At 43.9% G+C, this 14,254-nt stretch carries 13 protein-coding genes; 5 read left to right on the forward strand and 8 right to left on the reverse strand.

Annotation, left to right across the window (positions count from 1 at the left end; all coding sequences use genetic code 11):
- Window positions 1–11 precede the first annotated feature (11 nt).
- The 5 genes from FRZ54_RS04795 (at window position 12) to FRZ54_RS04815 (ending at window position 9,019) form a co-directional block, all read left to right on the forward strand.
- Complete coding sequence (locus FRZ54_RS04795; protein ID WP_147030506.1) at window positions 12–1,448, forward strand: protein-disulfide reductase DsbD family protein; 1,437 nt, start codon at window positions 12–14, stop codon at window positions 1,446–1,448.
- A gap of 123 nt (window positions 1,449–1,571) precedes the next feature.
- Window positions 1,572–2,867, forward strand: a complete 1,296-nt coding sequence (locus FRZ54_RS04800; RefSeq protein WP_147030507.1) for a TlpA family protein disulfide reductase — start codon at window positions 1,572–1,574, stop codon at window positions 2,865–2,867.
- Entirely contained in the window at window positions 2,857–4,062 is a 1,206-nt protein-coding gene (locus FRZ54_RS04805) for a FecR family protein (protein ID WP_147030508.1), read from the forward strand. The genes FRZ54_RS04800 and FRZ54_RS04805 overlap by 11 nt, the downstream gene beginning before the upstream one ends.
- Window positions 4,063–4,226: 164 nt before the next feature.
- A complete protein-coding gene (locus tag FRZ54_RS04810; protein WP_187359745.1) occupies window positions 4,227–7,637 on the forward strand; it encodes a SusC/RagA family TonB-linked outer membrane protein in 3,411 nt (1,136 codons plus the stop codon).
- A gap of 11 nt (window positions 7,638–7,648) precedes the next feature.
- Window positions 7,649–9,019, forward strand: a complete 1,371-nt coding sequence (locus FRZ54_RS04815; protein WP_147030510.1) for a RagB/SusD family nutrient uptake outer membrane protein — start codon at window positions 7,649–7,651, stop codon at window positions 9,017–9,019.
- A 1-nt stretch (window position 9,020) separates the two neighbouring features.
- Here the strand turns inward: FRZ54_RS04815 and FRZ54_RS04820 are convergent, their stop codons facing one another.
- From FRZ54_RS04820 to FRZ54_RS04855, 8 genes are all read right to left on the reverse strand, one after another.
- The gene (locus FRZ54_RS04820) at window positions 9,021–10,061 is read right to left on the reverse strand and encodes a hypothetical protein (protein ID WP_147030511.1); all 1,041 of its coding nucleotides are present in this window, start codon (window positions 10,059–10,061) and stop codon (window positions 9,021–9,023) included.
- A gap of 57 nt (window positions 10,062–10,118) precedes the next feature.
- Window positions 10,119–10,304 (reverse strand): hypothetical protein, encoded by a 186-nt coding sequence (locus FRZ54_RS04825; RefSeq protein ID WP_147030512.1) that lies wholly within the window; start codon window positions 10,302–10,304, stop codon window positions 10,119–10,121.
- Window positions 10,305–10,411: 107 nt separating this feature from the next.
- A complete protein-coding gene (locus FRZ54_RS24940) occupies window positions 10,412–10,852 on the reverse strand; it encodes a MauE/DoxX family redox-associated membrane protein (protein ID WP_147030513.1) in 441 nt (146 codons plus the stop codon).
- A gap of 141 nt (window positions 10,853–10,993) precedes the next feature.
- Entirely contained in the window at window positions 10,994–11,359 is a 366-nt protein-coding gene (locus FRZ54_RS04835; RefSeq protein WP_187359746.1) for a helix-turn-helix transcriptional regulator, read from the reverse strand.
- Window positions 11,360–11,409: 50 nt separating this feature from the next.
- Window positions 11,410–12,165: a sensor histidine kinase gene (locus tag FRZ54_RS04840; protein WP_147030515.1), complete on the reverse strand. Its 756-nt coding sequence runs from the start codon at window positions 12,163–12,165 to the stop codon at window positions 11,410–11,412.
- Entirely contained in the window at window positions 12,155–12,811 is a 657-nt protein-coding gene (locus FRZ54_RS04845; RefSeq protein ID WP_147030516.1) for a hypothetical protein, read from the reverse strand. Before FRZ54_RS04845 ends, FRZ54_RS04840 begins: the two co-directional genes overlap by 11 nt.
- A 10-nt stretch (window positions 12,812–12,821) precedes the next feature.
- Window positions 12,822–13,322 carry a hypothetical protein gene (locus FRZ54_RS04850; RefSeq protein WP_147030517.1) on the reverse strand — a complete coding sequence of 167 codons (501 nt, stop codon included), beginning with the start codon at window positions 13,320–13,322 and terminating at the stop codon, window positions 12,822–12,824.
- Window positions 13,323–13,325: 3 nt separating this feature from the next.
- The gene (locus FRZ54_RS04855) at window positions 13,326–14,027 is read right to left on the reverse strand and encodes a response regulator transcription factor (protein WP_147030518.1); all 702 of its coding nucleotides are present in this window, start codon (window positions 14,025–14,027) and stop codon (window positions 13,326–13,328) included.
- Window positions 14,028–14,254: the final 227 nt, after the last annotated feature.

Raw genomic sequence — 14,254 nt, forward strand, 5'->3', positions numbered from 1 at the left:
AATTAATCATTATGTCATTATCGCTATTTGCAATCTTCCTTTCCGGAATGGCTGGCGGCTTTGCCGCTACGCTTATGCCCTGTATCTTTCCTATGCTGCCCTTAACCGTCAGTTACTTCACTAAAACAACGACAAACAGGAGTAAAGCAGTAAACAAGGCAATGCTTTATGGCCTTAGTATTATTGTCATATATGTGCTTCTTGGTCTTGCCGTCACTGTGTTGTTTGGTGCTGATGCACTGAACAGCCTATCAACGAATGGAATTCTCAATTTCCTGTTCTTTATTATTTTGCTGGCCTTTGCCATTTCCCTGTTCGGCGGATTTGACATCAATTTACCTTCCAAATGGGTTAACAGAGTTGATCGCATGGGCGACCAGGCAGGGATCGCCGGCCTGTTTTTCATGGCGGCAACATTGGCCCTGGTTTCTTTTTCCTGTACAGGCCCTATTGTCGGAACATTGTTGGTGCAGGCCGCGGCTAACGGCAGACTCCTTGCGCCTGCAATCGGCATGTTTGGCTTTTCTCTGGCATTGGCCCTGCCCTTTACAATTTTCGCATTAGCGCCAAACGCGCTGAACGCTTTACCGAGATCCGGTAAATGGCTCGTAAACTTCAAGGTCATCCTTGGGTTTCTTGAATTAGCGCTTTCCCTAAAGTTCCTGTCAAATGTTGATCTTAGCTATCATTACAATTTGCTTGACCGCGATGTATTCCTTGTGCTTTGGATTACAATCGCTGCATTATTGGGATTTTATCTATTGGGCAAACTGCGCTTTGCATATGATGAAGAAACAAAGACAATTTCGGTACCGAGGTTGCTTCTGTCAATTGTTGTTTTTTCTTTTACACTTTACATGATACCGGGCTTGTGGGGTGCACCACTAAAATCAATTGCCGCGTTCCTGCCACCGCCATCCAGCCAGGATTTTAATTTAACTGTCAATTCAGTATCACGGGTCAAAAGCGGTACCGTCCGGTCGCCAAAGAAGTATGAACAATTATTTAAGGCGCCGCTTGGACTTGATGCATTCTTCGACTATGATGAAGCATTGGCATATGCTAAAAAATGTCAGAAGCCATTATTAATTGATTTCACAGGGCACGCCTGCGTCAATTGCCGTAAAATGGAAGAAACGGTGTGGCCGGATAAGCAGGTATTCGCTTATCTGAATGAAAAATTTGTGTTGGTGCAATTATATGTAGATGATAAAACACCCTTGTCTGCCGGGGAACAATATACTTCTCGGTTTAGCCATAAGCATATTGAAACGCTGGGGCAGAAATGGTCAGACCTTCAGGCATCAAAATTCAACGCCAATAGCCAACCCTATTATGCTATACTCGATAATACAGGGCATCTGCTTATTGCTCCCGGTGGCGCCGATTACGATGTATCAAGTTTCAGCAGGTTTTTGAAAAAGGGAATTGATGTATTTAAGCCGTAGAGGCTAAAAGATATTGCGCGAGGCAATTTATAATAAGTAGTTAATGGTAACAGGCAGCATCCGCTGCCTTTATTTTTTAATGTTCATTTGGTACTAAATAAATGGCGTGTCGTATTGGTAAGTATGAACGCAACAAAAAAATATTTTTTACTGGCTGTATTATTGGGCATCGGCCTTTTTTCTCAGGCCCGATCAAGGGCAAAAAACGATACAGGGTATTATACCATCGGCAAACAGGCGATGGCGATCAATTTCAAACACCTTATCAATTATAAGCGTACGGAGACCAGCTTTTCGGATTTTAAAGGGAAGCCGGTAATACTAGACTTTTGGGCTACCTGGTGCCAGCCATGTGTGGCCATGCTGCCAAAGATGGTACGAATACAAAAGCAATTTGGCAACTCACTTCAGATCATTTTAGTTAACCAGGAAACTGAGGAAAGGGCTGAGGCTTTTTTCTCGCGTATGCAAAAAATCAGCCCAATTGATCTTCCCTGTGAGCTAAAGAATACAGACCTGTTTAAGTCGTTCGGCGTACAATCCGTGCCCAATTATGTCTGGATAAATAAGGAAGGTGTTATTTGCGCTGTTACAGACCACGAAGCGTTAACAACCGAAAATATCAGTTCATTCATAAAAAATGACAAGATAAATATTGAAACCAAGCCCAATGTAGCAGAGCAACCCTATGACTATAACCTCCCGCTGCTCAGCGGCAATAACGGCAATGTAAATATCCTGCAATACCATTCGATCATTACCGGGTATTACTCCGGCCAGGTTACCCGCTACTCCACCCCAATGTCAAAAAGCCGCTATAAAGGCAGACGCGTGATGGCCTGTAATTGCCCCGTCGACCTACTTTACAGAATTGCATACAGCAGTCCTGAACGCCCTTATGGATTCCCGTCTTCACGAACGATCTATCAGATAAAAGATACCACAGTATATAAAATCAATCCGGACTGGAAGGATACCACTGGTTTATTCTGTTATGAGCTCATAGTTCCAGAAAGCAAAGCAACTCTTATTTATGAGATCATGAGGCAGGATTTGGAGCGGTATTTTGGTTTTTATGGAACGGTCATTTCCAAGCCAACAAAATGCTATGTGCTGATTAACCGAAATGCGAAAAGGTCGGAAGGCGGCCCCCAGTTTGAAATGAGCAATTACTGGATTAAAATGAAAAACAGTCCTGTCTCCAGGGTCATGGACGCATTGGAACACTACAACCAAATGGACATCTTCATTAATGAAACCCATCTTGACCACCCCATCGACCTGGACATCGAGGGCGACCTGCGCGATATTGAAGTATTAAAAAAAGGCTTTGCAAAATATGGGCTTGAACTTGTCGAAGAGCAGCGGCCCCAGGACTATCTCCTATTAACAGATAACCCGAGCACCAATGGCAGATAACACAGAGGAAGCCTTGCGGATCGCGATGTTGATCAGCAAGGATTTTAAGGGCAGTATCAATGATCTCGAAGCAGAGGAATTGAAAAGCTGGATAAATGCTTCTGAGGAAAACCGGGTACTGTTTTCGGAATTGACCGGAGAGCAGGCAAGAGAAAAGCAGTTAAAGCAAATGCGGCGTTATGATACGGACGCGGCATTTTCAAGGGTATCCGGACGTTTAACTCCGCATATCGTACCATTGGCCTCATACAGGAGAAGGATATGGCAGCTTGCCAGGTATGCTGCAATACTGCTGCTGATCTCAGGAGTAGGTTTCGCCATATTTCACATAAGGCAGCAACATGAAAAAAGGACACTGACTGCCGATCACCCTTATAAAAACGATATAGCTCCCGCTACTAACCAGGCACAATTGATACTGTCTGGCGGGACAACTGTAGCATTGACCAAAGAACAAAACAAAGTTATATCCGCCGGAGACCTCGGCATCCAAACCCACAACGGTGTTCTGTCCTATAAGGTAAAAGACCATTCCGCGGCCGCTACTTATAACACCATGATCACCCCAGCCGGGAAAACATTTGAAATGATACTGGAGGATGGTACACAGGTTTGGCTCAATGCAGGCTCCTCGCTGAAATATCCTACCTATTTTGACGGTACCGAAAGAAAAGTGGTACTAAATGGCGAAGCATATTTCGCGGTGGCTCATAATCCCAAACGCCGTTTCGTTGTTGAAATTGCGGGCAGGCAGGTTGAAGATATAGGAACAGAGTTCGATGTCAATAACTATAATGATAATGAATTCCCTGCTGTGGCGCTGGTAAAAGGAAGCGTCAAAGTAACTAACGGAAAGAATAATTCCATCTTAATTCCGGGACAAAAGGCCGATATGCCCGGTTCCGGTATCGATGTATCGAAGGCTGACCTGAAAGCATTCACCGCATGGAAAAATGGTTTATTCGCTTTTCATAATGAGCCGGTTACTGAAATGATGAAGATTATTGGCCGCTGGTACAACGCGCGTATAGTATATGCGACAGACTATATACCAGATAACACTTTTACAGGCGAAATCTCCAATAAGGTCGCCGTCAGTAAGTTGCTGGATAAAATTGCCCTTACCGGTATTGCTGAGTTTACCATCACGGGCAATACGATAACGGTCCATCCATACAAACCAACCAATCATTAACGATAACCCTAATTTAACCAACTAACACTATGCACTATTTTTTACCCTTACATCACAGGAAGCGTTTTCGGCAAACCTGCAAAGGCAGTTTGTTCTTCATTTGGCTTTTATGCTGCAGTGTTTTTTGCAGCAGCAGGGCTGTGGCGCAGGCTCCAACATTTACCATGGCACTTCGAAATACTTCTATTGAAAAAGTATTTGAAGATATCGAGCAGCAGAGCAGCTACCGGGTTTTATACAGCAAAAAGATAATAGCCAGGGCGAAGCTCGTGACGGTCATTGTCGAAAAGGCAAGTTTGGAAACGGTGCTGAGCAAATGCTTTTACAATCAACCTTTTGATTACGTTGTACAGGAGCAATCCATCATAGTAACCCCGAAAAAAAACCGGACGGGTGCATTAGTGCCGACGGCGGATTCCATCATCTCAATACAGGGGCATGTCGTTGACGACAAAGGCAGTCCATTACCGGGAGCCGGCGTCAGGGTTAAAGGGACGCAGCTCACTACGGTTACTGATGCGAATGGCGCGTTTTCATTGAGTCATGTTAAGTCCAATGCTTTACTTGTCATTACATTTATAGGCTTTGTTGCAACGGAACAGCCTGTTTCTAATTCAGTAGACTTTATCATCGAACTAAAGCAGGGAGAGCAGAAACTAAGCGAAGTGATCGTATCAACCGGTTACCAGACCATTTCTGCGGAGCGGGCAACAGGTTCCTTTGTAAAGGTGGATAGTGCTTTACTCAATCGAAGGGTCAGCACCAATTTTATAGATCGCCTTGAGGGTGTGACCAGTGGCCTCGTATTCAATCATAACCTGTCCGGCCTTGACCCGAATGCATCGCCCATTAGTATCCGCGGACGCAGTACCATCTTTGCCAATACAAAGCCGCTGATCGTAGTGGATAACTTTCCATACGAGGGGGACCTGGACAATATTAACCCAAATGACATTGCGGACATCAGCATTCTAAAAGACGCGGCCGCTGCTTCAATTTGGGGAGCAAGGGCCGCCAACGGGGTCATCGTAGTTACCACAAAAAAGGGGAAGATAAATCAGCCATTGCAGGTCAGCCTCAATAGCAGCATGACCATAGGCGAAAAACCCAATTTATTTTACAGCCCTAATTTTTTAGATGCTTCTGATTTTATTGACCTCGAAACCTACCTCTTTAATAAAGGCTATTATAACGCAACTTTAAACAGTAAAAGCAGGCGCAATGTGCTTACACCTGTAGTGGACATTTTAGCGGCTGAGCGGGCCGGGACTATTAGTCAATCCGATGCTAATGCCCGGATTAATGCTTTTCGCGGCCAGGATGTGCGCAATGACTTTAATAAATATTTTTACCGCAGGCGCTTCGATCAGCAGGAGTCGCTTACTTTAAGCGGTGGCAGCACTAAGGCTACTTATTTATTTTCCGCAGGCTATGATAACGACATAAGCAACCTTGTGCGAAATGACTATAGCAGGGTCACCCTCAATGAAAATACCAGCTACGAGCCTGTAAGAAACCTTAACCTTTCCATCGGCATACATTATGCAACAAACAAGCTGGACAATAACAATCCCGGTTATGCAGGTATAACTTCCAACGGAAGTGCGATCTATCCCTATGCGGCTTTTGCAGGTCCCAATGGAAATTCATTGGCGGTTTCCAAAGATCATCCTTACAGCTACGTTTCGGCGCAGACAAATCTGCTGGACTGGTCTTACCGGCCACTTGATGAATTAAATCTGGCAAATAATGTTACCCATGTAAATGATATAAGGATCAACCCTTCAATCAGCTATAAATTCACGAACTGGTTGACCGCCGACGTCCGTTATCAATACGATAAGCAATTTACCGAGAACGATAATATACAATCCCAGGACGGATATTATGTGCGCAACCTGGTCAATCTTTACAGCCAGGTAAATGCCGGAACGGTAACACGACCTATCCCATACGGGGACATATATGACAAGGGGGTTAATGATTATGCGGCCAGTATATTTCGTGGCCAGCTTAATTTCAATAAAGAATTTGGCAGTAAGAACTTTGTGTCCGCCATTGCGGGTCTCGAATACCAGCAACAAATTACGGACCTGAGCCAGTACCGGCTATATGGTTATAACAGCGAAGCTGCCAGCAGCAGCCCGGTTGCCTATGGAACGGTCTTCCCTGCTTATCAAAATCTTGCGCCAGCAGCGGCTATTCCTTACAAGGATAGTTTCGATGAAATGGTGAATGAGCTGCGTTCCTACTTTGTAAATGCATCGTACACCTATAATGATAAATACACAGTTTCTGGCAGTGCCCGATTTGATCAGAGTAATCTTTTTGGCGTAAATACCAACCAGAAAGGCGTACCCTTATGGTCAGCCGGTCTGAGTTGGGCCATTAATAAAGAAGCTTTCTACCAGGTACAATGGTTGCCGGAACTGAGGCTGCGTGCCACTTATGGTATCAATGGGAATATCGACCGTACATTGACTGCTTTTAATACGGGGCGCTACAGCGTTAGCGAAATCACTAATGCCCCGGATGTCTATGTTACCAATCCTCCCAATCCGGACCTGCGTTGGGAAAAAGACCGTATGCTGAACATCGGTATTGATTTCGGTTTGGCTGACAGGCGTATAACCGGCTCTATTGAGTATTTCCACCGGAAAGGAACTGATATTGTCGGCTACGCGATCATTGATCCTACAAGTGGTTTTTCCAGCTATAAGGGCAATGTGGCGGATATGGAGGGTCACGGCTTTGACCTGAAACTGAACAGCAGGAACCTAAACGGGCTGTTGAAGTGGAACACTACGTTTCTATTCAGCAAGGCTTCCGACAAAGTCACCCGGTACAATGCGGGTGTAACGCCCGTCAGCACCATTGTCCAGTCCGGTGACGGTACGCTTGACGGCACGATCAGTTCTTTCTTTGTGCCCATAGCAGGACATCCTGTATTCAGCGTGTACAGTTACAAATGGGCGGGACTCGACCCACAGACCGGCGACCCGATGGGCTATCTCAACGGCGCCGTCAGCAAAGATTATGCAAGTATTACAAGTTCCACCAATACCAATGATCTTGTTTATAATGGCCCCGCAAACCCAACTTTAAGCGGTAGCCTCAGGAATGATTTCTCCTATAAAGCTTTTACACTGTCCATCAATATAGCTTATGAATTTGGCTTTTATTTCAGACGGCCCTCTGTGAACTACCAAAACCTGTTTGGACTTTACATCGGGAACAAAGACTACCTGAAAAGGTGGCAGAAGACTGGGGATGAACAATCAACCAACGTTCCCTCTTTGGTTTACCCTGACAACCTCACCCGTGATAATTTCTACACCTACTCGTCTGTACTTGTGGAAAAAGGAGATAATATCAGGCTGCAGGACATTCGGCTAAGCTATGATTTAAAAACGCTGCGCATCGGATCGGCAAGGCTTAATAACCTGCAAATATTTGCCTACGCCAACAACCTGGGGATTCTATGGCGAGCCAATAAATATGGCCTTGATCCTGATTTTGTAAACGGCTATCCTGATCCGAAAACATGGTCATTAGGCCTTAACCTTCACTTTTAATTCTCAAAGACATGAAAACGTTTTACTGTAAAACAATAATAGGCAACATTATTATATTGGGCCTGCTGCTTACGGCGTCCTGCAGAAAAGATGCGCTCAATATCAAACCTGACCAGGCTCTCGTCGTGCCTACTACGTTGCAGGATTTCCAGGGTATGCTGGACAATGTGGTAACACTCAATGAATACGGCCCTGCAATGGCCGAAATCGGCGCCGGTGACTTTTATTTAAGTTATGCCAGCTGGCAGTCTCTTTCAGACCCATTTGAACAAAATTGCTATATCTGGGCAAAGGATATTTATAATGGCGAGACCGCCTACGATTGGGATTCTGCTTACCAGAAAATCTTCTATACGAACGTGGTGCTTGATGGGCTAAAGCAAATAAATATTAATAATGCTAACCAATCAGACTATAACAACATCAAGGGCCAGGCATTATTTGTCCGTGCATTCAGCCTCTTTCAGATGGCCCAGGAATTTGCAAAGCCGTATAACGCAGCCACAGCCAAAACGGATTTGGGCATAGTCCTTCGTTTGACCGCTGACGTGAATGCGAAATCTACCCGTGCCACAGTACAGCAGACCTACGACCAGATTGTCAGTGATCTTACCGAGGCAGCTGGCCTGTTGCCTGATAATCCTAAGTATCTAACCCGCGCCTCAAAGCCAGGTGCCGAAGCGCTGCTTTCGAGGACTTACCTGTCGATGTCTGATTATCCAAATGCCCTGAAAAGTGCGGATGCTTCTTTGAAGGTAAATAATGATCTCATCGATTACAATAAACTAGATTCGACGGCCTACCAGCCGCTGCAAATGTTTAACAATGAAGTCCTATACCATGAAGTATTGACCTTATACCTGTCATTTTATTTTGGCCTTGCAGATCCTTCGCTCGTAAATTCCTATGACCAAAATGACTTGCGGCGGGTAATGTTTTTTAGTAATAATGGTGATGGCACCTACTCCTTTAAAGGAAGCTATGGCGGCGATCTATATTTCTTTGGCGGGTTGGCAACAGATGAAATGTACCTGAACCGCGCAGAGTGCTATGCCCGCCAGGGAGACGCCAGTTCCGCTTTGCAGGATCTTAATGCGTTATTGAAGATGCGATATAAAACGGGAACTTTTGTGCCGGTGACAGCAACTGGCCCGGATGATGCCTTGACAAAAATACTTGGCGAACGGCGCAAGGAACTCTGTTTCAGGAGCATACGCTGGAGCGATCTGCGGCGCTTAAACCAGGATAACCGCTTTGCCGTCACTCTTTCCCGAACACTGAATGGCCAGACCTATACCTTGCCTCCAAATGATCCGCGTTATGTATATCCTTTTTCAAATGATATAATTTCCTTAACTGGAATTCAGCAAAATGCCAGGTAGCTTATGGCAATTGGTAAACAGCAACACAGTGGGAATAAAGTGCTATAATCCTCCTGTTACGGGCAAAAATATGTACTACCTGTTCGCCTTTTTGCCGGGGCACATAAAAACTGCCCCGGTAAATTCCTGTTACCGCGTTATAGCAATCGATAACGGAGTTACTAAGGAAATCACTGGTACGTTCGTTATCTGCCTGAAGGGCGGAACTGCAATAAAGAATTCCATCATCCAGGCAACTAGTAATTGTCGAAAATATAGGTGCTGCGCTTAATGTATAGGTTGGCCGGTAACCTGCCTTCGACATCTTTTTACCATTGTCGGGTAAAGTGAAATTGGTATCAATAGTCGTATGCCGCGATATGTGCAACAAGCAAGTATCAAACGTGACAAAGCGGTTTGCATAAAAGTATTTATAGATGAGCAAATGAGACGATTGATCATAAAGCAGTAATCCATCAGTAGAAAATCCAGCGTCGTGTTTACATTCCAGGATGTTTTTAAAAGGTACCTCTGTATTTTTATCGATATTGACTGACTCGATTACCTGGTCTCCCAACCCAGTATCCAAAGCGCGGACAATATATCGTGATGTATCGAGTGCAATACCTCTGCTGAATTTCCTAAGAAGCCAATGGCAATTTATCGCACCGGTTTTTAGGTTAATGCAATAAATAGCAGGCATGTTCGAGGCATAAACAAAAGTATGGGCGTCATCTATTACTATTCTGAAATTACTTTGCAAACTTGTATTTGCCTGCATGGGTAGGTATACCATCTTGATACTGGAGAAATCATCTGATGTCCTGATAATTTGTGTGGGATCTGAGGTTTGAAAAAACAACTCGTCATCGGTCGCGCCGGCAATATCTGTAGCACCGTTTACCTGCCAGGATAAATATTTTGGCTTTAAATGCGGTATTGCTCGTTGCCTGTTAAATCCGTTTCTTCGCTCATTAGGTTTACTGCTAAAACCGTACAGCAAAACAACCGCAAGGCCCGATCCAATAGCAATAAGCGCCAATAAAAGCAATGCTTTTTTCATAGTGGTTGATTTGAAAAATTAGAAAGTCCGTAGGGAGGTATCGGACTTTCGTGTTGCTTAGTTATGCACAAAGTTCCCCGGCAGGATGTTGCTGTTGGCATCAACGCAACATTGGTTTGTTGTACCAACACAACGTCCGGTTGAACAGTCCGGCAGGCCGACCTTGGCTTTTGATGTTGCATAGGCTGCGCCGGTGGCTAAAATAAAGGCTGCTGCAATCATTGCTAATCTGATCTTTTTCATAATGAAATCGCTTTTATAATCTTAAAAAGCTATAAAACTTACGTTAGCATTAATTTGCCTACTTTTTTCTACAGGTGTTCGGCTATTCCTGTTATTGGCCAATATTGTTAAACAAAGGTCATTGTTGTTTCATTTGTCGCGCCCGGTTCGTGGTATATAAGGATAGCCAGGGCTGTGGCTCCTATAAACAAAGAATTAAAAATGATATGAGCCTTCCAGGATAAACCCTGCAAGATCCCACCACAACTGCAGGGTATATAATAGCTGTAGTTCAAAATGACTATCAGGTAAAATGTAAATATCATGAGGAGCGCAAATGAAGCATATAGCCCGAGCTTCCTCGTCCTCTTAAAAATCAGAGTGAATGAAATAAGGATTTCTAAAGTTGGTACTGCTACTGCAATGGTACTTGCAAACAGATCTAATAAAGGAGATTTGCCAAGCTGAACCCTGAAATTGCTGAAATCAAGTATCTTACTGACAGCTGCGTAGGTAAACAATACTATTAGCAAAAAGGAAACCGCTTCAATAATGAATTTACGAATCATAGCGAGTGATATTTTCAGGTGAAAAGAAAATCCAGTCTTGACGGAAGAATGCAGGCCTGTAATTGAAAACCGAGTGTAAAATTACATCTGTGCTGGCACAGGCTGTTTAGCAAATCGTCTCTATTTCTTGTCCAAATGACTCTATTTTTTGTCCATTTGGCTCCCGGGCGAGCGATCCTCAATTATGTAATATTTGGGTGGATGCCCATAATATTTGATAAATGCCCGCGTCAGACTCGATGCCTCCTTGTATCCGACAAGGGTCCCGGCCTGATTGATATTGCAATGTCTTTCGACAATAAGCTCCATTACTTTTTCCATCCGGGATTTAAGAATAAACTGATGCAATGACTGATTAAAAAAGGCAGAGAAATGCCTATGCAGAGTTGATTTACCGATACGGTGTTGCGCTGCAATTGCTGCGGCTGTTAATTCTTTATCAAGATTTTCGAGAATAAACGATTTGACTTCCTCAAGTCTCTTAATATCAGACTCGAAGAGTACCATCCTATTATTTGGTCCCATGTGTAAAACTGTTCACCGCGGCTGCGGCCAAATTAGAATTCCGAAATGAAAAGTTCGACGGCACATCCCTCGCCAGGTTGAGATATGATTTGAAAGTCACCATTGAGCAATTTTGCCCTGTCCCTCATGTTAGCCATCCCGATACCTTTTCCGTTACTGGTTCCTATATCAAAGCCAGTCCCATCGTCTTTTATCTGCATCCTAAAACCGTTCTTCTGATACTCAATAACGATTTCAACGTTTGCCGCGCCGGAGTGCCTGACGATATTATTGAGCACTTCCTGAGCGATCCGGTATATCAGCAGGTCTTTCTCAGGATGTACATTTATGATCTGACCTTCTATATGCAAATTACAGTTTAGTTTTCCTGAGCGCTTCAAATACTCAATATCATCCTGAAGCACATTGGCAAATCCCCGCTTTTTTATAAAGTCACTGTTTAGTGAATGGCTAATATTATTGGAATGGATTATTATCTGGTCGGTAATGTTTTTAACGTCTTCAAGATACTGTCTGCTTTCTTCGCCATGAGTATATTTAACAAGCTGCCGCACGGTCATCTTTAAAAAATTAGACAACTGCCCGATATTATCATGCACGTCCTTGGCGATCTGGTTCATCATTCGCTCCCCTTCCTCCAGCTTATCTATTAGGAGCCTTTCGCGCTCCTGGTGGTGCTGGTTAAGTCTGGTCCTGTAATGAAGAGTGAAAAATACCAGAAGAAAGGTGAACAGGATGAGGATAATTGATCCCGCAATAAAGAGCAATATCAAAGAACTATCCAACATACCTGAGATTTAATCTTGGATAAAACAGGAACACAAGTGTAAAAGCAATGTTGGTAGTCGCACTTAGATAAGCAATGGAATAGTCAATGAATCGCTTGTACCCGTTTAGGTGCCTGGTCTCGTAGTCATACAGCGACATAGTGAAAAAATTAAACACATAGAAAAAGAACAGCACAAGAATAATCCAGAAATGGGGTGACCGTTGAATCTTCAGGTAGGTTTGATTCAGCAGAAATTGTGTGTAAACAAACATACCAAGTGCCAGCACAATCAGCGTCTGATACAGGAAATAATTGCTGTTATAGGTTTTGATGGACTGAAGGAACCACATATTTAAAACACCCACGACGATACTGAACAATCCGATAAGTAACCCGATGTTCCTGCGCTTCAAAGTATTACTGCAATAGTTGAAATAAAGGGCAATAAGAAAGACCTGTCCAAGATTTGACACGTTATAGACGGCTAGATTATTGCGGTATTTATATGCCACAACAGCCGCCACACATTCTGTCAAAAATGCCAGTGTGAGCAAGTAGAATATTATCCTTGAAGCCTGGTCCAGCATTCTATAACGCAGGGCTGCGATCAGCACAGGCAAGGCCGACGAGGACAAGCTCATGATTACCGAGATATAATAATTCATCGTGATCGGTTTAGGGTAATAACGGATTGCCGGCTGTGCCCGGAGGGCAGTTCGTTGGGCAAGCCATCGAATTATCTATTACAAGATTATTGGTGTAATAGACATACTCACCTGATGAGGTATAACCCGCTAAGATTAAAGTTAATCCATTATTACTGTAGCCGCAATTTTTGTTTGCATGGCCGCTGTTGACATAACTTAGCCTGTGCGCCAGGAAAACTTTCAGTCCTGTAATCGTACTGCTGCCGCTAAGACTATCAAGGTATAGGCGTAATAGAGACGCATTTAAAGTGAAGGCACGGGCATCGGAATCATTTCCAGTGTAATTAATGCTGTTTAAATAGCTTCCGATCATTTTATTTGCGGAATCTACCGGGATGACGTCTGGAAAGCCATAGGTCGCTCCTGTAGTTTTAAGACCTTGCTTTATTACAGGTCCCGGATTAGCATTGGACGTGGTGCAGCTGGCCAGCACCGGAAGTGCCAGCAAAGCCAATAGCGTGCGTTTCATAGATTACTTGGTTTTAGTGAATGGAATTATTGTTTTGCCTGGATAATAATTTGTATCGAGGGTTACAAGTCCGGACCGTATCGCAAAAAGGACTAGCGCAATCCGACTATTTAGGTTTAGTTTATGGAATATACGGTCACGGGAGCCTTCAACACTGCGTAAAGTCGTATGCATTTGCTGTGCTATTTCGCCGTAGGTAAGGTCAGTGCAGCAATATTTAAGTACTTCAATTTCGTTTTCCGTAAAGGTCTGCAGCCTGATTGCTTTGGTATTGACCAAATGGAAAACGGTACTGTTGGCACACTCGGAATAATAGTAGCCGTCATTATGAATCGAAAAGAGCGCAGTCTTCACCTCCTCTATGTCACATTCCTTGAGCAGATATCCGTTCGCACCGGCCTGCATCATTCTAATGATATATATTTCCCAAAAAAAGGCGGTCAGCACCAGTACTTTCATTTCCGGCCACCGGCGCTTTACTTCCGTTAACACTGCAAAGCCATCCATCTGGGGCATGCTAATATCCAGTATGCAAATTTCAGGTAGCCTGTCAGCGGCAGTTAATTTGCTGATTAATTCATTTCCATTATCCGCCTCGATCACTATATCGATCCCCCCAAGAGACCGCAACATGGAGATAATCCCTTTCCTTACCAGATTATGGTCGTCGGCAAACGCAACCCGGATCGTTAACTCTTGTTCCATGAAGTAAAAGTAAACCCAGTTTTCAATTCAAAATAGTAATCTTCACCTCGGACTTTTCCATGTCTTTTACCTCTAAATTATCCCAGGCCCATTATATAATTTTAGCGTCTTTTTCAGACTGAATACAAGTTCATTATATCAGTCAAAAAACCCATATAGAACGTTTGAATGCCCTGGCAAACGAAATACCCTTGGCCACAGGCCCAAATACCGAGTCAATTATGCCC

The organism is Mucilaginibacter ginsenosidivorans (genome assembly GCF_007971025.1).
Taxonomy (GTDB): domain Bacteria; phylum Bacteroidota; class Bacteroidia; order Sphingobacteriales; family Sphingobacteriaceae; genus Mucilaginibacter; species Mucilaginibacter ginsenosidivorans.